The 21,583-nt window shown below is 56.1% G+C and carries 20 protein-coding genes; 7 read left to right on the top strand and 13 right to left on the bottom strand.

Features of this window, described 5'->3' with window-relative positions; all coding sequences use genetic code 11:
• The first annotated feature begins 478 nt into the window (after positions 1–478).
• A complete protein-coding gene (locus tag VB780_RS06950) occupies positions 479–1,048 on the top strand; it encodes a hypothetical protein (RefSeq protein ID WP_323350407.1) in 570 nt (189 codons plus the stop codon).
• A 129-nt stretch (positions 1,049–1,177) separates the two neighbouring features.
• Here VB780_RS06950 and VB780_RS06955 read toward each other — a convergent pair whose 3' ends face one another.
• From VB780_RS06955 to VB780_RS06985, 7 genes are all read right to left on the bottom strand, one after another.
• The gene (locus VB780_RS06955; protein ID WP_323350408.1) at positions 1,178–1,663 is read right to left on the bottom strand and encodes a DUF3368 domain-containing protein; all 486 of its coding nucleotides are present in this window, start codon (positions 1,661–1,663) and stop codon (positions 1,178–1,180) included.
• Between the two features lie 14 nt (positions 1,664–1,677).
• Complete coding sequence (locus VB780_RS06960; RefSeq protein ID WP_323350409.1) at positions 1,678–1,905, bottom strand: UPF0175 family protein; 228 nt, start codon at positions 1,903–1,905, stop codon at positions 1,678–1,680.
• Positions 1,906–1,936: 31 nt separating this feature from the next.
• Positions 1,937–2,629, bottom strand: coding sequence for an SDR family oxidoreductase (locus VB780_RS06965; RefSeq protein ID WP_323350410.1), 693 nt, complete (start codon positions 2,627–2,629; stop codon positions 1,937–1,939).
• Positions 2,630–2,739: 110 nt separating this feature from the next.
• Positions 2,740–4,158: a sensor histidine kinase gene (locus VB780_RS06970; RefSeq protein WP_323350411.1), complete on the bottom strand. Its 1,419-nt coding sequence runs from the start codon at positions 4,156–4,158 to the stop codon at positions 2,740–2,742.
• A complete protein-coding gene (locus VB780_RS06975; RefSeq protein WP_323350412.1) occupies positions 4,155–5,816 on the bottom strand; it encodes an FAD-dependent oxidoreductase in 1,662 nt (553 codons plus the stop codon). Before VB780_RS06975 ends, VB780_RS06970 begins: the two co-directional genes overlap by 4 nt.
• Positions 5,817–5,955: 139 nt before the next feature.
• Positions 5,956–6,579 carry a tRNA (adenosine(37)-N6)-threonylcarbamoyltransferase complex dimerization subunit type 1 TsaB gene (gene tsaB / locus VB780_RS06980; RefSeq protein WP_323350413.1) on the bottom strand — a complete coding sequence of 208 codons (624 nt, stop codon included), beginning with the start codon at positions 6,577–6,579 and terminating at the stop codon, positions 5,956–5,958.
• On the bottom strand, positions 6,573–6,776 hold the full coding sequence (locus VB780_RS06985) for a hypothetical protein (protein WP_323350414.1): 204 nt from the start codon (positions 6,774–6,776) through the stop codon (positions 6,573–6,575). Before VB780_RS06985 ends, tsaB begins: the two co-directional genes overlap by 7 nt.
• Between VB780_RS06985 and VB780_RS06990 the strand changes: the two genes are divergently transcribed.
• The 4 genes from VB780_RS06990 (at position 6,768) to VB780_RS07005 (ending at position 12,361) form a co-directional block, all read left to right on the top strand.
• Positions 6,768–11,699 carry a translocation/assembly module TamB domain-containing protein gene (locus tag VB780_RS06990; RefSeq protein ID WP_323350415.1) on the top strand — a complete coding sequence of 1,644 codons (4,932 nt, stop codon included), beginning with the start codon at positions 6,768–6,770 and terminating at the stop codon, positions 11,697–11,699. The genes VB780_RS06985 and VB780_RS06990 overlap by 9 nt on opposite strands.
• A 105-nt stretch (positions 11,700–11,804) precedes the next feature.
• A complete protein-coding gene (locus VB780_RS06995) occupies positions 11,805–11,996 on the top strand; it encodes a hypothetical protein (RefSeq protein WP_323350416.1) in 192 nt (63 codons plus the stop codon).
• Positions 11,997–12,017: 21 nt separating this feature from the next.
• A complete protein-coding gene (locus VB780_RS07000) occupies positions 12,018–12,149 on the top strand; it encodes a hypothetical protein (RefSeq protein ID WP_323350417.1) in 132 nt (43 codons plus the stop codon).
• Positions 12,137–12,361 carry a TfoX/Sxy family protein gene (locus VB780_RS07005; RefSeq protein WP_323350418.1) on the top strand — a complete coding sequence of 75 codons (225 nt, stop codon included), beginning with the start codon at positions 12,137–12,139 and terminating at the stop codon, positions 12,359–12,361. The genes VB780_RS07000 and VB780_RS07005 overlap by 13 nt, the downstream gene beginning before the upstream one ends.
• Before the next feature lie 68 nt (positions 12,362–12,429).
• On the opposite strand, the gene VB780_RS07010 is transcribed toward VB780_RS07005, so the two are convergent.
• Positions 12,430–13,971 carry an ABC transporter permease subunit gene (locus VB780_RS07010; RefSeq protein WP_323350419.1) on the bottom strand — a complete coding sequence of 514 codons (1,542 nt, stop codon included), beginning with the start codon at positions 13,969–13,971 and terminating at the stop codon, positions 12,430–12,432.
• A 170-nt stretch (positions 13,972–14,141) separates the two neighbouring features.
• Between VB780_RS07010 and VB780_RS07015 the strand changes: the two genes are divergently transcribed.
• Together VB780_RS07015 and rpsD are read left to right on the top strand one after the other, a co-directional pair.
• Positions 14,142–14,912, top strand: a complete 771-nt coding sequence (locus tag VB780_RS07015) for an amino acid ABC transporter ATP-binding protein (protein ID WP_323350420.1) — start codon at positions 14,142–14,144, stop codon at positions 14,910–14,912.
• Positions 14,913–15,085: 173 nt separating this feature from the next.
• Complete coding sequence (gene rpsD / locus VB780_RS07020) at positions 15,086–15,694, top strand: 30S ribosomal protein S4 (protein WP_323350421.1); 609 nt, start codon at positions 15,086–15,088, stop codon at positions 15,692–15,694.
• Between the two features lie 182 nt (positions 15,695–15,876).
• Here rpsD and VB780_RS07025 read toward each other — a convergent pair whose 3' ends face one another.
• From VB780_RS07025 to VB780_RS07045, 5 genes are all read right to left on the bottom strand, one after another.
• Positions 15,877–16,407, bottom strand: coding sequence for a universal stress protein (locus VB780_RS07025; protein ID WP_323350422.1), 531 nt, complete (start codon positions 16,405–16,407; stop codon positions 15,877–15,879).
• A 369-nt stretch (positions 16,408–16,776) separates the two neighbouring features.
• A complete protein-coding gene (locus VB780_RS07030) occupies positions 16,777–17,430 on the bottom strand; it encodes an alpha/beta hydrolase (protein ID WP_323350423.1) in 654 nt (217 codons plus the stop codon).
• Between the two features lie 297 nt (positions 17,431–17,727).
• Entirely contained in the window at positions 17,728–18,522 is a 795-nt protein-coding gene (locus VB780_RS07035; protein ID WP_323350424.1) for a phytanoyl-CoA dioxygenase family protein, read from the bottom strand.
• Positions 18,522–19,961: a PepSY domain-containing protein gene (locus VB780_RS07040; protein WP_323350425.1), complete on the bottom strand. Its 1,440-nt coding sequence runs from the start codon at positions 19,959–19,961 to the stop codon at positions 18,522–18,524. Before VB780_RS07040 ends, VB780_RS07035 begins: the two co-directional genes overlap by 1 nt.
• 142 nt (positions 19,962–20,103) lie before the next feature.
• Positions 20,104–21,444, bottom strand: a complete 1,341-nt coding sequence (locus VB780_RS07045) for an acyltransferase (protein WP_323350426.1) — start codon at positions 21,442–21,444, stop codon at positions 20,104–20,106.
• Between the last annotated feature and the right edge of the window lie 139 nt (positions 21,445–21,583).

Consider the following 21,583-nt stretch of genomic DNA (forward strand, 5'->3'; position numbering starts at 1 on the left):
CGTGTGAGGTGAAAGTCTCACGCACGGTTTTGAAGCCGAGCGGAGGGGGTAACCCCTTCGCTTAGGCAACTGTCTGTCGGTGTTCCACCACCGGCAGGCAGCGCCAAAGTTTTCGAGTTCTGTGTGGCCACCGTTCTACTCAAACGGCTTAGTGAATGAGTGTACTGGTACAAAAGCTCCCCGTCAACCGTGAGGATTGAGGATGACACGATGCCGTGGCAAACATTTAGATAGAATAATTCTGCCTATCCATCCATGAAAAGTTTATTATTCAGGTTATCTAATGCATATCTACCCCTTATAGGCTGTTTAGATTGCAAGTAATTTATCCATTTATTGAGCAATCTAACAAAGTCATGCTGATAAAATATGCCCCCAAATCTACTATTGTTATCAATCAATAAAATTGAAATTTTAGAATTATTTTCAAAGCAATGTGATTTGCAAATCTAAGCAAGGACTAAAAAGATGAATATATTTGAGCGTTAAATTAATGATTTATGAGTCTAGATTTTGGAAAAACGATCTCTTAAAGCAGGCCAATAGTCTTCGCTCCAGAATGCTTCAGAAACGGTGGCCAGAAGCGTCGTTTGCTCGACTTGAGCAAGACATGATGCTCGGGTTTTACTCGATTCGAAAATTGATTGAATCGAAAAAGTTGTCAGATGCAGTTGCAAATCAGAGTTTAGAAGCACTTTCTTATGAATGGATGGGTGAGCCAGTAACCCTTATCAATAAAAACAAAATAGAAAAACTTTACAACCTCAATAGTGGGCATAAAATTCAAAAGAAGCTAATATTTTTCTGTCATCAGTTTATACATAGTTATATTTTTGAGGTTTTATTTGATGAAAACTATCGTTTAAATGGCATTTTTATCAGTTCTGACAAGGAGAGAAATAAGGCTTTATACCTTGTAAAACTACAGAGCGTAATTGACATTTTTGAACAGGTTGGTAGTGATTACCCTACGAATTTAGAATATACCATTAACTTTAAAACATTGGAGTATGATGTCAAGGCTTGGTCTCAAAAAATAGATCAGTAAGGCCTAGCACTGCGTGCGGTAGTGAAGCGAGAACCTTTGATTGATGTTTAAGGCATTCATCTGCACACAACCTGACTGTTAAGGCTGTTCATTTTAGGCTGATGCATTGAACTTTAATCAATTTTTATCTTATTCATTCGCGGCATCTAGAACATCTGCATATAGTTGCTGGCTGATGCGAAAGTTAGCTTGATTAATCAAGTTATCCATAATAGGCCTAACATCTATAATTAACTTTCGGCGTTTTGCCAATAGAAGAATTCCTAACGCTCCAATGACCTTTATACCCAAATTGCTTGCAGCTTGCCTGCCAAGCCGTTCATCGATTATTAATCGAGGCGCTTGTACCTCGACAGCAAGCGCGATCGCTTCAGCCTCACCAATATTGACTCGCGTTCTTAGCTCGCTAACCAACTCTTGATTTTTAACTGAAAGAACCTCCAGCCAATCTGCTGACTGAACTGCCGCGATTACAGTTGCGCCAGCCCCTGGATCTAGCAATTCCTCATGCACTGCCCGTGGAATCAAAATCCTTCCATAAACTTGCTGCATTAAGCCGAGTTGACTGACCTTTGCCAAATTTGAGATTGGTGAGGTATTGCTTACAATTACCACAAGTACTTTATTTCTTATAAGGCTTTGAGATCTTCTTGAAACTCAGCGACATCGTAATGAACACAGATGTCCCGATCGGCTAGCAATTTTTGAAACTGCATTCGGTGCAAGCCCATTAATTCGCTAGCTTTTCCCAAGCTGATTTTCTCCTGTCGAAACAACATCAGCACGATTTCTAAAAATAGCTCTCGCTCTGATAAGCCGCTGGCTTTTACCAAATCATCTGAAATTGTTAAGCTCATAGCTAGTTCTCCAGATCTCGAAATTTGTCAATTACCCTTCAGCAGGTGGTGTTGGCAAAACCACAAGTTCACCAATATCAACATTGGGAGGTTGCGAGAGCGCAAAGAGAACCGTCCGAGCCACATCATCGGGACGCAGAGCATCGGGCTTTGGGTCATCAAAGAATGGGGTATCCACCATCCCTGGTTCAATCAGCGTGACACGCACCCCCGTGCCTCGCATCTCCTCTCGCAGGTTATAGCCGATCGCTGAGACAGCCCATTTCGAGACTGAATACATGGAACCTTTCAGCACTGTACGCCCTGCGATCGAGCCAGTAATAATGACGTGACCTTTGGCTTTCTTTAGTTCTGCTAGGCTAGCCCGTAGCGTGTAAGCAACGCCCAAAATATTGGTGTTGACAATGCGCTGCCAAGACTCGACAGGAGCGCCCGAAAACCCACCCGGCTCACCGCCACAACCAGCATTGGCAAACACCGCATCTAGACTGCCAAACGCCTCTACAGCATTAGCTACTAACTTTTCTTGAGCCGCATAATCAGTGACATCACAGGCAAAAGTCCGAACGTTATCGGTACCCAGCTCTTTCGCCAATTGATCCAGCTTCTCAGTTGAGCGGGCAGCTAAGACAAGGTTGAAGTTTTGCGCTGCCGCCTGTCGGGCAGTGGCGGCACCGATACCTGAGGATGCACCGGTAATCAGTAGGGTTTTAGGATTCGACACGTTGAGTATTTGCCATAGGTCTTCACGGTCATCTTGCCATAGCCGATTGGGTACGTGTGGTACGTAGCTAAACCTGCTGTGAGCGACAAGCGCTCAAATTCCCGCGAGAGCTAGGATGCTTCTGCTTTGCCCAGGGGTAGGCAGACTGCAAAGCAGGTATGCCCCGGTGCAGACTCCACAGAAATGGTGCCGTGGTGGCGGTTTTCGACAATACGAAGCACCGTTTCGAGACCCAGCCCCGAACCTTTGCCCACCCCTTTAGTGGTGAAAAACGGCTCATAAATCCGCGACTTAATCTCGGGTGGAATGCCCGGCCCGGTATCGGTAATTTCTACCCGAGCATCGCCCTGGAAATGGCAGGTGCGCAGGGTAAGCGTCCCCTTTTCACCCATCGCGTCGATCGCATTGTCGATCAAATTCGTCCACACCTGGTTTAGTTCGCTGCCGTGGGCCATTAGCTTGGGCAGGGTGGCATCGTAGTCGCGCTCCACCTTAATCCCCTGCTTCAGCTTGAAGGCAAACAGTCGCAGGGTATCTTCCAGCCCCTGATGCAGGTCAACCATCTGCCGTGCGCCCTGATCCATATAGCTGTAAGACTTCATCGATTTGACCAGGGTGGCGATGCGCTCGGCCCCGTGCTGTCCACTCTGAATCATCGACATCATTTCAAAGGAGAGGGCCAGCCAGCGAATACCCATGTCGCGCAGCTGGGTGGGGTTGTCGCGCCAGGGAGCCGTTAACTTTTCTAGCGTGGGGATATCAATACCCGCCAGGGCCAGAGGTTCGGCGAGCTTCCAGGCTTGGGCTACGCCGTAGTCTTCGAGCCAGTCGAGCAGTTCCTCTTCGCGATCGCTCATTGTTGCCGCATTGGCCCCGCCCTTGAGAATGGTGTCGTAGCCCGCGTCGCGTACCTGCTGCCACCGTTGGATATCGGCTTCGGCGGGCTGCTGCTGGCCGTAGAGCATGTTCATTTTCTCTAGCTCGCGAATGGCGGGCACCACCTCGCTGAGCGATCGCACCAGCGCCGCCGCTGGGTTATTCAGCTCGTGGGCCAACCCCGCCGACAGCGTACCCAGAGCCGCCATTTTTTCGCGCCCGCGCAAAAACGACTCCAGCCCCCGCACCCGCTGCTGCATCAGGCGAAACACTACGCGCTCAAACTCGCGGCACTCGTGCAGCAGGGTGAGAAAGTCGGCCCCGGTGATCGCATGGATCTCGCAGTCTGACATCGCTTGCAGCGTCACCGGGGCAGGCTCATCGGTAAGCACCGGAATTTCGCCGATATAGCCGGAGCCTTCGTGCTGGCCAATGGGCATAGCAATGCCCTCACTCTGGCGAGTAACACCGAGGCGACCGGAGACAATAACGTAGATCGTGGTGGTGAGGTCGCCTTCTTTAACCAGGTAATCGCCCTTGGAGAGCTGAAGGGAGGTGGCGCGATCGCACACCCATTCCAGCCGTTCCTGAGGCAGGTGGTTAAAGGGCTCGATCGCCTGTAAATGTTCCAAACACAGTGCTGACGCGCTCATCGCACCGCCCCCAAATACTGGTGAACAAACTGCACGCAGATCGACCCTTCGCCCACGCCAGAGGCCACCCGCTTGATCGACCCGCAGCGCACGTCACCCACCGCAAACACGCCGGGCAGACTAGTTTCCAGCAGAAAGGGGGGCCGTTCTTGGGACCACACCTGGTGGGGCGGCACTCCTGTACTGGCCAAGTCTGGCCCGGTGAGCAGGTAGCCCCGCCCATCCCGCTGTACCAGATCCTCCAGCCAATCGGTGTGGGGAGTGGCCCCAATAAAGATAAACAGCGACCGGGCGGGCACGGTTTCGGTGGCTCCGGTGATGGCGTTTTGCAGCACTAGCGCCTCTAGCTGCGTCCCGCCCTTGGCTTCGATCACGCTGGTGTGGGTTTGCACTGTGATGTTGGGTGTCGCGGCGATCTGGTCGATTAGGTATTGCGACATGCTCTTGGTTAGCGAGTCGCCCCGCACCAGCATCGTCACCGACTTGGCGTACTTAGCGAAGTTCATTGCCGCCTGCCCTGCCGAATTCGCTCCGCCGATGATGTAGACGTCTTCTCCTTCGCAGGCCAGGGCTTCGGTTTGGGCCGCGCCGTAGTAGACCCCTGCCCCGGCAAACTGCTCCAGCCCCGGCGTATCGAGTCGCCGCCACGCGACCCCCAGGGCCAAAATTACCGCCTGGGTGCTGATTTCGCTGCCGTCGCTGAGGGTGAGCAGTCGGTAGTCGTTGTTGGTTCGCAGGGACTGCACCGACTGAGGGGTGAGAATTTCGACCCCAAAGCGGCGGGCTTGGGTGACGGCGCGGCGGGCCAGGTCGCCGCCGCTCAGCCCCACCGGAAAGCCCAGGTAGTTTTCAATGCGGGAGCTGGTGCCCGCCTGGCCACCGGGAGCCTCGCGCTCGATCAGCACCGTGTGCAGCCCTTCGGAGGCACCGTAGACCGCCGCCGCCAGCCCAGCGGGGCCGCCCCCGACAATCACCAGGTCATAGAAGGGCTTGGCCGCCGTGATTTGCAGGCCAATGCGCGTCGCCAGTTCTGTGGTGCTGGGCTGGCGCAGGGGTTCCCCGTCGGGGAACAGCACCAGGGGTAGTTTGGCTTGGGTCACGCAGCCCGCCAGGGTGCGGGCCTCTTCGCTGCGCTCCACATCCAGCCAGCGGTAGGGGATCTGGTTGCGGGCCAGAAAGTCTTTGATCTCGTGGCTCTGGGGATTCCAGCGATCGCCCACTACCCGAATGCCCTCAAACGGGGGCCGAAAGTTGGCCTGCCAGTCGGCCAGCAGATCATCCACCACTGGGTACAGCTGCTCCTCCGGCGGATCCCAGGGCTTCATCAGGTAGTAGTCGAGGCCGACCTCGTTGATGGCGCGAATGGCGGCATCGGTGTCGCTGTAGGCGGTGAGCAAGGCCCGCTTGACGTCGGGCACCAGCTCGATCGCCTGCTCTAGAAATTCCACGCCGCTCATCTCGGGCATGCGCTGATCGACTAGCAGCAGCGCCACCGGGTCGCCGCGCTGGACAACCTGTTGCAGGGCTTCGAAGGCGATCGCCCCCGAGCTGGCCCGCATAACGCGGTAGTGTTCGCCGTAGTGCCGCCGCAGGTCGCGGGCGATCGCTTGCAGCACATCGGGGTCGTCATCGACGGTGAAAATAATCGGTTTGGCCACGGCAATAGACCTGAAGGGGGCGATCGGTCTAGCCCTTGACGGTGAAGAGATGACTGCCAAAGGCGTTGCTGCCCAGTGTAGCCGAACCACCTGTCAAGAATCTGCGTGGAGCTATACCTCAGCTACTGCTCACAGGTGCTTACAGATTTACCGGGTGCTGGCCGTAGTAGGGCATGACCGACGACCAATCGGGGCGATCGCCTCCCTGCCAGCGCAGATCAGCCAATTTCAGCACTTGCACCACCGTCGCCGCCAGGTCATCCCCCGCTACCACTCGGTGAAACGGCTGGGGATACTGGGACAGCGCCTGCTCCCAAGCCTCTGCCGTGAGCACCTGGTCGGGGTGGGATGCCTCCAGGCCGTTAGCGGTCGGTGTATAGATGGCGGTGAATAACTGCTCTCGCCGAGCCTGCATCTCTACAGCAATATTTGAAAAAGACCCAATCGGGGATTCGTCTAGGGCCTGTTGGGCGATCGCCGCTAGGCTCGACACCCCATACAGCGGGATCTCTAGCTGCTGAGCCAGCGTGCGCGCCGTCACCACCCCAATGCGGGTGCCCGTAAACCCTCCCGGCCCCTGGGCCACCGCCAAAAATGAGAAATCCGTCCAGCTATAGGGCGCAATAAACGCCATCAGAATGGTGTGTAGCTGGGTGGACAGATCGCGCCCCAGGGGCCAGGTCTGGTGGCGGGTTTCGCCGTCAAAATTGCTTAGGGCCAGCCCCAGGTCGGGGCCGCAGGTATGAATCGCTAGACCTAGCATGAACTCTGTTTGGGTATCCAGAAGACCAGGAGTTTAAGAATACAGGAGCCGGGAGCCGGGTAGACCCGCCGCTGCATTAATCCGCCCTTGTAGCCCTCGTAATATTCAAACTTTGGCCCTTGCTGTAGAGTGATGACATTCTCGCTTTGGCTCTGGGCTAGGGCGATAACGGAACCCACAATTCCGCCATGACTCATGGGTCTTCACCAGATTTAGATCCTCCCGATCCTTCCCCCCGGCGGCGGTGGCTGAGGGCGCTGGCCCTGGTGGGCAGCGGGCTAGCCCTAGGTGGAATCAGCTTCTGCTGGTGGGGTTACGCCCTGGCCCGGCGCGAGCTGCCCCAGTTTTTGCAGCGCAACCTCAGCGATGCCCTGGGTCGCCCCATCAAAGTGGGCGAATTTGAGCGCTTTAGCCCCACCGGGGTGCGCTTGGGGCCGTCGATTGTGCCCCCCACCGAAGACGATTTTTCTTGGGTGCGATCGCAGTCCCTCGAAGTCAATTTCAACCCGTTAGAACTCCTATTCACCCGCACCCTGCGGCCCAGTCTGATTTTTATCGACCCCCAGGTATCCCTCAAGCAGGGATTCGATGGCGAATGGCGGTTTCAGCCGCCCCAGTCGGTGGGCGAAGACGGACTCTTTAGAACCGAGCTGCGCAGCATCCAGATTCGCAATGCCAACCTGGCGATCGGCCCCCTGTCGCGCACCTCGATTGTCGAACTGCCGGAGGGCGTTTCTAGCGCCACCTTGGTGCTGCTCGAAAACGTCAACCTGCGGGTGCGCTTTAGCGGCCCCGACAACCAAACCATGTCGATGGTGGTGGGCGGGCGGCTCAACACCGGAGCCTTTCAAATTCGCGGTGAAGGGCAAATCGACACCCGCCAGGTGAATCTGGCCATCCAGGCCCAGCAGCTGCCCATCGAGTCGGTGAACCCGCTGCTGGGCGGGGGGCTGTTTGTGCGCAGCGGCCAGCTATCGTCTAACCTCGACCTCAAATATCGCCCCGAAGCCGACGCCCCCCTCACCGTTAGGGGCACCGCCCGGCTGCGCGACGGCGATATCGTGCTCAGCGATTTGCCCTCGGCTCTGCAAGACATCAACGGCACCCTGCTGCTCAACGGGGTAGGCGGCAGCCTAGAGAATAGCTCCCTCAAGTTTGGCCCTATTTTGGTCAAGGCCGCAGGCAGTGTAGATGCTCGCCAAGGCCACGACATGGCCATCACCATTCCCGAAGTGAGTCTGGCCCAGATGGCCGAGGCTTTTGCCCAACCGCTGCCGGTACAGGCGGCGGGACAGTTTCAGGTCGAAACCCAGGTGACCGGGCCGCTGAAACTACCCCAGGTAGCGGGCCGTTTGGCCAACCTGGGAACCGTGCAGATCGATCGCTTGGGTTTTGAGACCATTGCGGCCCAGTTTGGGGCCACCCTCGATGGCGCGACCCTGCACCAGGCCACTCTGCGCCCCGCAACGGGCGGCACAATCACCGCTCAAGGTAAAGCCCTATTCAACGGAGCCCTACAGGATCTCTACAGGAATCGCAACCGTCAACGGCTGGCCACAGCCCCCTCACCTTCCCCCGATCTAGAGCTGACGGCCCAGACCGATCTGCCCCTCGATGGACTGGCGGCTCTCTACGGCCTGGCCCTGCCCAAAACCTGGCGACTGGGGCCGCTGCTAGCCGAAGCAAGGCTGTCTGGCTCCCTGGCAAATCTTCAGGGAGAGGCCACCTGGCAACTGCCCCAGTCCACTTTTCCGGGGCGAGGACGGTTAGCCTACAGCGATCGCCTGATTACCGCCGAAGAGGCCGTTTTTGAAGTCGGGGCAGGGAAACTGCAAGCGAGGGCGATCGCCGACCTCAACCGCCGCAACTGGCAGGCCACCCTAGCGGGCGACACCCTAGCTCTCGGTCTGGTATCGCCCCAGCTCCGAGGCACGCTAGATACCAACCTCCAGGCGTCGGGATCGCTCACCGCGTTGAACCCAGAGAGTATTCGCGCCCAGGGCCAGGCCCGCTTTTCCCACGCGGTGCCGTTAAATCTAGCGGCGATGGATGTTCCCCGTATAAATCTGGCCGGGGTCGATCAGGTACTGCCTGGCTCCCTCAGCACTCGCTTTGCCTGGACGGGTCAGAGGTTAGACATTGCTGAAGCCACCACCCCCAACCTCTCTGCCCAGGGGGCCGTCGATATTCGCTTTTTGCCCCAGCAAAGGCTACCTCAGATCAGCAATATCAACCTGGCGGCTCGCCTTTCAGACATTAACCTGGGCGCTGCCTACGGCCTGGTCGATGGCCCCCAATGGCTGCGCCCCCGAGGCACCCTCGCCTTTGACGGCACCCTGCGCGGCAGTCTGGACGATCCGCGTTTAGCGGGCACCGTGGGACTGCGCCAGGTGGGAATGAATGCGTTCACCCTGGTAGAAGCCGTTGTGGGGCCAGTGCAGGCTTCCCGTAGCACTGGGGTCACCGTCAACATGCGGGGGCAGAATGCAGAGATCTCTGCCAGCCTCGCCCCTGACCTCAGACCCAACGCCTTTCGGCTGGCCAGCGGAGATTTTATCGCCAGCGGCCAGCGGCGGGGCAACAGTCTGGATATGAAAATTCAGAACTTTGACCTGACCGCTGTGGGGCTACGCCCTATCCCTCGTCCTGACTTAGGACAGCTGGGCGGATTGCTCAACGCAACGGCCCAGATTGATTTGACGGCCTTGACTAACCCAGCGGCGGTGGTTCAGTTTGCCCTCGATCGCCCCGCTTTGGGGACTATGGGGGGCGATCGCCTCACCGGCAATCTGCTATACCGCGATGGCCTAGCCCTGCTCACGGGCGGCTCACTCCAGCTCAGTCCCAACACCGAGTTTCTGGTCACTGGCACCGGGCGGCTGTTTCCCCAGTGGCAGGGCCAGGCCGAAATCACCACCGCCGCCGCCGATTTTCAAGACATCCTGCGGGTGCTGAGTCTCTACAGCTACGCCGACGTTGGTCGCCTGTTGAACCCTCTTAAGCTGGGCCGCGCTGAGGACCTGAGCGTAAGTTCGGTGGGGGATGCCGACGCACCGCTGCTCGACCAGGCCGAGCTGGCCCAGGTGCTGAGAGAAATGGAGGAAGAACGCGCAGATCAACGAGCCACCGCTCTGCTCCCCGCCCTCGACCAGCTCGAAGGGCGCGTGGCGGGCACCCTGGGCGTCAAAGCATCCCAGACTGAGGGCCTCGCCGCCGACTTTGAGTTCACCGGCCAAAACTGGGCCTGGGGCCGCTACGACTTTGACAACCGGTTTTTGGCGCGGGGGCAGCTGCGCGATCGGGTACTTTCCCTCGACCCGGTTGAGTTCCGGGCTGGAGACACCCGCCTCAGCCTGGTCGGCGATCTATCGCCGCAGAATTCTGATCTGGCTATCGCTGCCGGAACACTACCCCTCACCGCCGCCGCCACCCTGCTCGAAAGCCCTGTGGAAGTTACCGGCTTGCTCAACCTCAACGCTCACCTCACCGGCCCCTACACCAACCCCGATCTGGTCGGCCAGTTGGCGGTGGCCGAGGCCAGCGTCAACCGGCAGCCCCTCACCGAAATCAGCAGCGGGTTTGAGTACCAAGATGCCGTTCTCAACGTTGAGGGTCGAGTCGTCGGCTCAGCGCCAGAACCACTTACCTTCGCGGGCACCATTCCCTATGCGCTGCCATTTATGGCGGTGCGGCCCGCCAGCGACCAAATGAGCCTTGAGGCCACCCTCAAAGACGACGCCCTCTCCCTGGTGAACCTGTTCACCCCCGCTCTGGCCTGGGGGGGCGGTAGCGCCACGGTTGATCTGCGCCTGGGGGGCACGCCCCGCCGCCCCCTGATGTCGGGGCTCATTGCCTTTGATGACGCCAGCTTTGTCAGCCCGTGGCTAGGGGCCTCCCTCGACGATCTCACCGGGGCGATTCAGCTCCAGGGCACCCAGGTGCGGGTCGAGTCACTCACCGGCAGCCTGTTTGACGGCAGCTTTACCCTGGCAGGGCAGCTCCCCCTCATTCCCCAGGATGCCGCCGCTACGGACGCCGGTTTGAGCCTGGCCCTGGCCGATATCAATTTCAACTACGCCAATGAGGTGCGCAGCCGGGTCAACGGCGAACTGTCCCTCACCCGGGCTCTGTTAGCCCCCACCATTGGCGGTCAGGTGCAGCTGCAAAATACCCAGGTGGCCGTAGGGCGCGAGCTTACCGCACGGGCTAGAGAGGTATTGAGCAATCCCACCAGCCTGGGCAATTTCAGAGACAGGTTTGCCCAGGTCAGCCCGCTATTGCCGGTACAGTTCAACAACCTGCGGGTGAGCCTCGACTCAGCGCGGGTCAAGGCGCTGCCGATCTTATCCCTGGGTCTAACGGGGGATGTGGCCCTCAGCGGCTCGGTGCCGGAAGTCTCGGCCGACGGGGCGATTTACCTGACCGATGGCTGGATCAACACCATCACCGCCGAATTTTTTCTGGCGTCGGGTCGTGAAAACGTGGTGCGCTTTAGACCCGAAGACCCTCTCGATCCCCATCTCGATCTGGTCTTAGAGGCAACCGTGCCCCTCCAGCGGCAGTACAGCATTAACACCCTCAACTCCACCACGGGCGCGGCTGAAATTCCGGATCTCAATCGCCTGGCTGCCTCCACAATTCTCGACGAGCTGCAAATTGAGGCGCGAGTGCATGGGCAGGCTAGCCGTCTGGTCAACGGCCTGACCCTCACCAGCAATCCCCCCTATTCCCAAGATCAGCTGTTGGGCATGGTGACCGGCGGTTCCCTAGCTGGGTTGGGCGGGGCAGAACCGGGTTTGGCGTTGGGGTCTAATCTGCTGGCCGCCTTTACCGCCGACAGTCAAGATGCGATCGCCCGCTCCCTGGGCCTGCGCCGCCTGCGGCTGATTGGCACCACGGTGCTGCCCACCGCCAGCAAAGACACCCTGGGCTTTGGAGTGGGAGCTACGGTGGGCATTTCCGAAAATCTCTCCGCCACCCTGGTACAGGTGCTGAACCAAAACCAGCCGCTTGCCCTCACGGCTCGCTATCGCATTAGCGATCGCTGGAGCATTGGCGGGTCAACCGACGTCAATAACCAGGGCCGGGGTTTTGTCGAATACCGGGTTAACTTCCGGTAACTTTTGTAAAACCTTTTTCGTTACACAGAAAATTCGCCAGACGCTTTTAATAATGAAGGTATCCGGCTATCGGTCTTGGTATCTGGTACTGCTACGGTTGCCCCCATGAAAAATCGCTGCCTTCCCACCTGCCTCATTCTCCGCAATGTGGGCATCGTCTTAACCCTGGTTGCCGGCAGCGTACTGCTGGCGGCAGATATCCACGCCTCGGCTAACCAGCAGCCGCAAAAGACGGCGGCCCTGAAGCAGATTTTTGTCTACCAAATCCTGCTGAGCGCAGAGCAAAATCAGGAGTAGGCCCGATCGAGCAGCTCTTTTATGGTTGATTCCAAAGCGGCGGCGAGGGCTTTTAAGACAGCTGTGGTCAGCCACCTCAACCAGGTGGCTCCGGTGACCGCCCGCGCTATGTTTGGCATGGGCTGTACTGCGAGGGCATTATGTTTGCCCTAATTGCCCACGAAACGCTATATTTCAAGGCCGACGCGGGCAACCTGGAGCAATTTACCGAGGCGGGTATGGGGCCGTTTGGGTACGACCGCAACGGCAAGACGGTGGCCATGTCGTACTACCAACTGCCCCCCGCCGTCTACGACGATTTGGGTCTGCTGCATAGCTGGGTTGAAGCTGCGATCGCCGCCGCCCGACGGGGAAAACGCAGGTAGGGGCACAGCCTGCTGTGCCCCTACAAAATTCACGGTCAGAGAACGTCTATTTGCCCCAGAGCGATTCCCTAGACCCCAACCGCCGAGGGTACCGGGTCTTTCTTCACCTTCTTGGGCCGATTGATCGGGTCCATGTAGGCTTCTAGGCGCTTGAAGACAAAGGAGGCCAGGGAGGTCATCACCAGATAGACGATCGCCACCGCCAAATACACCTCAAAGGCGCGGTAGGTGGTCGCCACCGTCAGCTGGCCCTGGCGGAACAGCTCCTCAAAGCCGATCACGGCGGCCAAACTGGTGTCTTTAATCAGGGTGATGAACTCGTTGCCGAGCGGGGGCAAAATGCGGCGAAAGGCCTGGGGGAAGACGACGTAGCGCATAGTCTCGATCGGGTTCATGGCGAGGGATTCGCCCGCCTCCCACTGGCCGCGATCGATGGACTGAATGCCGCCGCGCAGAATTTCCGCTAGGTAGGCGGCAACGTTGAGGCTGAGGGCCAGCACGGCGGCAAAGATGCGGTTAAAGCTGAGGTCAAAGCCCAGGCTCTGGAACAGGGCGGGCAGGCCAAAGTAAATCATAAACAGCTGCACCAGCATGGGCGTGCCGCGAAAGAAATCGACGTAGATGCGGCACAGCCAGCGCAGGGGTTTAAAGGGCGAAATCATGGCAAAGGCCACCAGCGACCCGCCAATCAGCCCCAGCAAGAATGAAGATGCAGTCAGCAGAATGGTGATCCATGCGCCTTTCATCAGGTTTTGGAACAGCCGCCCCCAGGCCAGACCCGTAGCGGTGCCAGCCTCTGCCAGGGATGGAGCGACTACCGGCAGCTCTGGTGGCTCACCGGAAAACCAGCGTTGGTAGATCTCGGCGTAGGTGCCGTCTTGCAGCAGGGTGGCGAGGGCGTCATTCATCGCCGCCAGTTCGTCAGAATTCTTAGGGATGGCGATCCCGTAGTACTCTTCGGTGACTAGCTCGCCGACGATTTTGAGGCCCTCTAGGTTGGCCTCGCGAATGGCATAGAGGGTAACGGGCAAGTCGTTGACCACGGCGTCTACTCGACCGTTGAGCAGCTCTTGCAGAGCCAAAGGCGAGTTGTCAAAGGTGCTGACGGTGGCCCCTTCTACCTGGCCAGCCTGGTCGGCTCCGGTAGTGCCAATTGCCACCGCAATGCGCTTGCCCTCCAGATCTTCGAGGGTGGTGATGTCGTTGTTGTCTTGGCGCACGGCGATCGCCAAACCCGCCTTAAAGTAGGGTCGGGTGAAATCGATGGTTTGGGCTCGCTCGGCGGTGACGGTCATGCCGCTGATGGCTGCATCAATAGTTCTCGACTGCAAGGCCGGAATTAGGCCATCAAAGGGCAGGGTGATGAATCTCACCTCGCGCCCGGCGGCTTCGCCCATAGCCGTCATTAGCTCAATGTCAAAGCCGACCAGATTCCCGGCGTCGTCCTTCATCTCAAAGGGCGGGAAGGCGGGTTCGGTGCCCACTTCCCACACCGCTGGAGCATCTTGAGCTAGGCCGGTCAGCTGAGCTGCCCCGATTCCAAGCAGCAGTCCCAACACCAATGCTAAACAACGCTTTACCCAGCGCAACCCAAACGGACGAAAAACCATGGCGGCGACAATCTACAACAACTAAGTTCCGGCAGCTTCCGGGCGATCGCAATCCGGATTGTGTTGCACCATAGTCAATTCCCTCTGGGATAAAATGTATTGTGCGATACAGATGTCTCCGGTTGCCGGTGATTCTCTGTAGAGACTACGTTCTGTCATTGCGCCCGCCCATGACGACCACTATGCCCGCGATCGCCACGCCCGTAATCGCCTGCGACAATTTGCACAAAAGCTACGGCTCGTTGGAGGTCTTGAAGGGGGTGAGCACCTCCTTTACTAAAGGCGACGTGGTGTCGATTATTGGCCCCTCGGGCTGCGGAAAGAGCACGTTTCTGCGCTGCCTCAACCGGCTGGAGGCCATCAACCAGGGCCATCTAGAGGTGATGGGCCAAGACATGTCGGCCCCCAAGCTGCCCTGGAACGCGCTCTACCACCTGCGCAGCCAGGTGAGCATGGTATTTCAGCACTTCAATCTGTTTCCTCACCTGACGGTAATTGAGAATCTGATGCTCTCGCCCCGTAAGGTGCTCAAGCATTCTGAGGCCGACTGCCGCGACCTGTCCAGCCAGTACCTGGCTAAGGTGGGCCTGGGCGATCGCGCCGATGCCTACCCCGAGCAGCTCTCCGGCGGGCAAAAGCAGCGGGTGGCGATCGCCCGCAGCCTCTGCATGCGCCCCGAAGCCATCCTGTTTGACGAGCCCACCAGCGCCCTCGACCCCGAGCTAGTGGGCGAAGTGCTGGGCGTCATGCGCCAGCTGGCCGAAGAAGGCATGACCATGATTGTGGTCACCCACGAAATGCAGTTTGCCCGCGAAGTCTCGAACCGGGTGCTGTTCTTCAACAGCGGCGTGATCGAAGAAGAGGGCATCCCCGGTGAGGTGTTTACCAATCCCCGCAGCGATCGCCTCAGATCCTTCCTCAGCCGCCTGAGCCAGCATTAGGGAGTAGGTGGGGGGTGGATGAGATGGCCCGCACTGTTTACCCGAAATCCAACATCTAAAACCCAAAATTCAAATCCTGTCTGACAAACATTGATCCAATCGCCTATTAGCGCTAAGATTAGAATCTTTGGAAATTGCTTCCAACCTAGACATTGTTCGGAGAGTAAACGTTTATGGCGCGATATAGAGGCGCTCGCCTGCGGGTTGTACGCCGCTTGGGTGAGCTACCGGGTCTGTCCCGCAAATCCCCCCGCAAGGCTTATCCCCCGGGGCAGCACGGTCAAGACCGCAAGAAAAAGTCTGAATACGCGGTGCGGCTAGAAGAAAAGCAGAAGCTGCGGTTTAACTACGGTCTGACCGAGAAGCAGCTGCTGCGCTACGTGAAAAAAGCCCGTAAGGCCGGTGGTTCAACCGGATTGGTCATTCTGCAACTGCTCGAAATGCGGCTCGATAACACCGTGTTTCGTCTCGGTTTCGGGCCGACCATCCCCTCGGCCCGACAGACCGTTAACCACGGCCACATCTGCGTGAATGGCCGCGTGGTGTCGATCCCCAGCTATCAGTGCCGACCCGGTGATGTGATCACCGTGCGCGATCGCGACGCCTCTAAGAAACTGGTGGAAGCCAACCTGGAGTTCCCCGGCTTGGCCAACGTGCCCGCCCACCTTGAGCTCGACAAAGCCAAGCTCACCGCCAAAGTCAACGGCGTCATTGAGCGCGAATGGGTCGCCCTCAACGTCAACGAACTGCTGGTGGTTGAGTACTACTCCCGTAAGGCCTAAGGCTGCTGGTCATTACCGGAGTTTGTTTGCTGGCCGACAGGTCATCGCTTACCGCCCATAGCGCATTACTCTTACTCAATTAATTTATAGTTTGGCTCCTGGCCCGTCAGCTAGGAGCCATTTTTTTGCGCTGGCTGAGGCAATCCGTGAGCAAAAAGCTATTTCCTAATCGGTGGGCCGCACTAGGCGGTAGTACCGGCCACGGCGGTCTCAACGGGGGCGGTCAGGGTACCTTTGTTGTGATGCACCACCAGCACCGAGCAGTCGGCGTGGTGCATCACATAGTTGCTGACGCTGCCTAGCAGCAGCTCGCTGAGGCCCTTGCGACCGTGGCTACCCACCATAATTAGATCAGCGCCCCAGGAGCCAGCGACGTGGCAGATAGTGGCGGCGGGTTCGCCCGTGGCCTGGGTAAACTCGGCGCTGACCCCAACGGCTTTGGCGCGATCGAGTTCTTGCCGCAGTTGGGCAATGCCCTGGGCCTCAAATTCTTCCCAGCGTTTTTGGTAGAGCCGCCAGGTCGAGTCTTCAAGCACAGGGTAGTAGGCCTGGTATGAGCGAATCGGAATGCCAGGGCTGCCTTCTTCGTAGGCCGAAAGCACATGCACGAGCATCAGATCTGCCCCAGTGGCTGCGGCTAGGTCGAGGGCTTTTTGAAACACCTCTTGCCGGTGGGCAGAATTGTCGAGAGCAACCAGAATTTTTTTGAACATGGCGGTGAATCTCCTGTTTGACAGGCCCGCGTTTTAGGCTCTCTGTTGCACGATATGGGGTGCAGCGATAGAGACAGCGATGGAGCCAGGCCAGGGGCGATGCGGCTACAACCTCTATTATAAAAAGCTCTATAGCCTGGCAAGTCTCGCCGTAACAATGCCTTACGGGAACCGCGAAAACCGGGCAGTTGGCTTCACAGTTCTTAAAGAGATGCGGTTCTCCTTTGGAGGGGCTGCGCCAACGCCCTTCTGGGCCAATCTTTAACCCTTGCACCCAGGCTTGGTTTGGGCCTAGCGATCCTTAGACTGAAGCATGGCGCAATTACTTCCTTCACATCAACTAAAAGAATAACGTCTTTTCTCGAAAGTTTATGCACCCTTAGAATGCTCATAGGGTTGGCTCACGTTTTGCTGTTGGATAAATTCAATAAACCTTTGAATCGCTTTTAGGTATGACTGCTCTCCAGGTTGATAAATTCTCACATGGTCAGCGCCAGAAATTAAAAATAATTGCTTGGGTTCAGACGAAGCCTCATAGAGCTGTTGACTCATCTCTGGGGGAACAACTGAATCAGCACTGCCATGCAGAAATAAAACTGGCACCTGGAGCGATTGAATTTTAGAGAGCGAATCAAATCGCTCAGTTAGCAGCCGATCGATTGGGAAAAGTCGGAGTATTTTTCTGTGTCCGATCGCCTCTGCCATTGAAGTGAACGAACTTTGAATAATCAATCCACCTGCTTCCGGATGTTTGACGGCTAAATCTAGCGCGATCGCCCCACCCAAAGACTCCCCATAAATTACGATGTGCTCAGGCGGAATCTGGCGCACATTCTGTAGGTAATTCCAAGCGACTTGACTATCCTGATAAACCTGCGCCTCCCTGGGAAAATCACCCGCACTTAGGCCATACCCTCGATAGTCAAACACCAGTACTGAAAAGCCCAACTGCCGAAAAGCTGATACGCGAGCCAGGTAATTGTAGTCCCCCATGTTTCGACCGACGCCACAGAGGTATAGCATCACTTTGGGCGAGGTCAGAATGTTCGTCGGCTCATTTTGTAAAAGAACAAAGTTTTCCTGTGGAGTAGGGGCAGGAATCCACCAGCCGTGGAGTTGTGCCTGAGAATCGGCGACTGGTTCCAGATATTCTCGTAGGGAAGGTTGAAATCTGGGGCATCAGGACGCATCGACAGTTCTGCACCAGGCCGGTAAATCAAATGACGCTGCCGCAGCCGTAGAACTAAGCAAGTGGACGCGTAGGCAAGGGCCAGCACAACTACAGCCGTGGCTACGAACTGCTTTCGTTTTTGGGAATATCTACTCAACATCCTGCTTCCCTAGGGCGGCGCGAATCGCCTGCTCAATGGGTACATAAGACGATTCATGCTTGCCTTCAAAATCAAAAGGTTTAGCGGCAAACAGCGGCGGTTGGGCCATAAAACGAGGTTGGGAGCCACGGTTTATCTGTGCTGCGTGCACCAGAAACGGGTGGCAGAGATATACGGTTCCGGCCTCCCCCGTTGCGGCTATCTCGGGGCAGCCGCCTGTGGCCGATAACAGGTTGCTCAACTCTAGGGCAGTCAGGCCTTTTTCTCCAGCAGGCGCGAGCAGGCGGGCCACCGTTTGATGGGAGCCGACTCGAATTCGCGTTGGCGCATCTAACTCCCCCACATCTGAAAAGAGAAACAGCATCAGCAGCGCCCGACCCCGCGAATGAATGTTGATGCGCCACGACAAAAAGTCGTTGACATCGGAGTCTTCCCCCGAAAAACTGGCATCTACATGCCAGCCGGTATCTCCAGTGTCTTCCCTCGAGGGAAAGCGGATGGGGAAGGAACCGACGCTAAATCTGGGTTTCCACTGCCCTGACCCCGCGAGTTGGTCAAACATGGCGTGCAGGTTTGGCCCGTTGGCGGCCTGAACGAAGGGGGCTTGGGTGTAGTCGCCGAGCCAGACAACGGGCTTTTGCCAGGTGGTGCGATCGCCAGGGTCGCACCCCGTATCGGCCCAGAGCATGTCTCGACAGGTATCGGCCAGTTCGCGCGAAAACCCCTGCTCTACCCGGACATAGCCGTTGGTGATGAATTGTTCGATGTCTGGCGGTGTCAACATCAACCCAAAATACGCCGAAGCGCAGGAATGCGGTTCAACACAATGTAGTCCAACAGCAGCACAACGACCAGGGAAAGACCAACCAGGGGAAACACCAGCCCCAGAACCGCAACAATTGCCAGGGGCATGCGCCAGTTCTGCACATGGGCGGGTATGGCCGGGGCGCCGATCAGCCCAGCTCCCTGGGGCCGACGCTGCCACCACATTACAGCTCCAGTGATGGCCAGCAGCAGCACGATCAACGCCGCCACCAGCATGAGCAACTGATTGGCGAAGCCAAAATATTTCCCCATGTGAATGGCCGTTCCCATCTCCACGGCCTTAGGGACTAGACCATAGTCTTGCCAGCGCACGTCGGCCAGCACGGCACCGCTGTACTGATCAACATGCAGGGTCACTTCTTGGGTGGGGTCGGGAGGGAAGGCCGAAATTGTAAAAACCCCGGTCTCTCCTTCCGGCAGCGTTACATTGAAGCCGGGGGGTGCGCCCTCGGCCTGGGCTAGGGCAATCACAGTGTCAAGGCTAATGGCGGTGCCGGAGGCCGAGCCAGGGGCCGGGATCAAATTACCGTGGTGACCCGAGTGATCGGCTTGGCCTGAGGCAGACTGAGGCATGGGCAGCTGTTCTACGGCCCAGGACACCACCTGGCCTCGCTGGTTGAGAGAGCCGGTCAATACAGCGGATTGGGGAATGTCATCCCACATTTGGGCTGGAAACCGGCCCCACACTTGGGCAAAGGTATCTCCCCAAAAACCAGTCCAGGGCAAACCGGTAAGAATCAGAAACCCAATTAAAAGAACGCCATAAAATCCTGGGACGGCATGTAAGTCTCGCCAAACTATCCGTTTGTTCTGGCTCCAGAGGCGCGGAATGAAGGTGCCCAAAACCGCAAACTTTTGGCGCGGCCACCACAAATACAGCCCTGTGATTAGCAGCACTAAACCCCAGCAGGCGGCTAGCTCAATTAGATAATCCCCTAGCTTGCCAATCAGTAACTCGCCGTGAATTTTCCGGGCGATCGCCTGGAAGTTATTGTCCTCATCGCGATCGCCCAAAATCTCGCCGCTGTGGGGGTTGACGAACACCATCAAATTGCGTTCATCCGCCGTTGTCACCAGCACTTCGGTACTGCGATCGGCGGCTACGGGTGGCGTAACCTGGGTAACCGCTGCTGCGGGATAGACTCTCTCTATAGTCTGGATTTGCTCCACATAAGGCAACACAGCAGGACTAGGTTGCACAAACATGAGGTCGTGATACATAGCCGCATCTAGCTGCGGTTTAAAGAGATAAACAATGCCCGTCGCAGCCAGCACAACCATGAAGGGAATCACAAACAGCCCGGCGTAGAAGTGCCAGCGCCACACCGTACGATAAAAGCGATTCCCAGGCGATAGAGTGGTCGGGGGTTGATCTATAGCTAGGTTAGATGGGTTCATGCCAGTATGTTTTGCCCGAAGCAGTGGGTCTAGCTAACATGCCTTGCCCGCCAAGCTTTGTCAAAAGACACGGTGTCGAGCCTTTACCTTTTGCTATAGAAAGTTTGTGGTGTTGAAATATTCTTTAAGAGATCAGTGTCGTCTATAGAAGCCATGCTAATTTTTCTGCCAACTCTGGCAATGACTCTTGGGGGTCACGATAGTTGTGTATTCTTTGCAGAGTATTCTCTTGCACTAGCTTCTTCGCCAACTTAGTGGGTAAGAGTGCAGAGTAAATCAATCCATTCCCTGAGAAACCCTCAGCCAAGCTTGATATCCAAGGGAAAGGGTAATCTCCAAAAGAGCTGAAATAAAATGGTTTTAACTCGCCAAATGCCACATCAAAAATTCCAAAATTAGCCCAGCTAGTCATTAGCAGATTTCTTTTAACAGGATCAATGCTTTTCCCAACAAATCTATCGATCTTCTTAGATCCAGCCTGAGCCTCGATGTATCTTTTTGTGGAAAAGAAATCCGCATGCACTTGCTCAAAGCTATTGATCGAATTCCTCAGTTGTTTTGCCAATTGAAAAGGCTCAAGCTCCTTATGCACAAATGTATTAATACTCGAAACAAAGTTCCCCATAATGTTGTCGGGCAGGTTCATTTTAGACCTGTAGTTTATCGCCCTTGCTAAATATCGGGGCTTTTTATAATCGTCTAGGTCAGAAATTATGCTGAAAACATGAGCGCAAAGAACATCATTTTTAGATAGGTTCTCACCGGATTTTTTGATAAAATCTTGCCTCATGCTCTCCAGTTCAGCATCAGAAAAATAGAACCTTAGGCTAACCTTATCTCGTGCTTTGGTCGCCATGTAAAATAGCAATTCGAGCAGGTCTTTTAGTTTTAGGTAACGCACGCCAGGAGTGGTATTGTGATTATCCTTTAAATTTTCCTGAAGGTATCCATCTCTTGATTCCACAATTAGAGGCATAGCGTAGTCGGCTTGACTAACTGTTTTAGACCATGCTTCCATAAAATACATAAAGGTATGCATATCTCCAACAGAGTGATGCCAACAGATGCCCAACACCATGCCACCGCAGGCAAAGTAGGTGACTTTGATAGTCATTAGAGGGCCTTGGCTAGCTACCGTTTGCTTAGGGTCAATTGTATGAACAAGTCTTTTTTTCTCAATTGTTGGCAATTCACCAAGCAGATCATCAACTGTACCCTCTTCCTTGGCGATCGCAAAGAGCACTCCTCTGTTATTACAATCTAAAAGCAGATCGTCGCCCTTGACCTTTAAAGTTCCCGCGAAAATTGGAAAGTCACCCAGGACTTTCTTTAGGGAGTCTATCAATGTCTTTTGATCTACACTCTCTCTATAAAAGAAAACAACGGGGATTGGAAGGTTTCTAAGTAGCTTATCTGCTAAGGAGCAGATAATTGTCTGCTGAGAATGGTGGGTGGCTTGAACAATGAATTCTTGTGTTTCCATGAGCTTACTGCTCCTGCTAGGGTTGGCTGATTATACCGGTATGGCTTTAAAGTCCTTTTCCTTACCAACTCTTTCTCCCTATCGGTCATGGCTGTAACCACCATCGAGAGCAAAATCAGGCATCATAAAGAAACGTAGT

The organism is Leptolyngbya sp. CCNP1308 (assembly GCF_034932455.1).
GTDB lineage: Bacteria > Cyanobacteriota > Cyanobacteriia > Phormidesmidales > Phormidesmidaceae > Nodosilinea.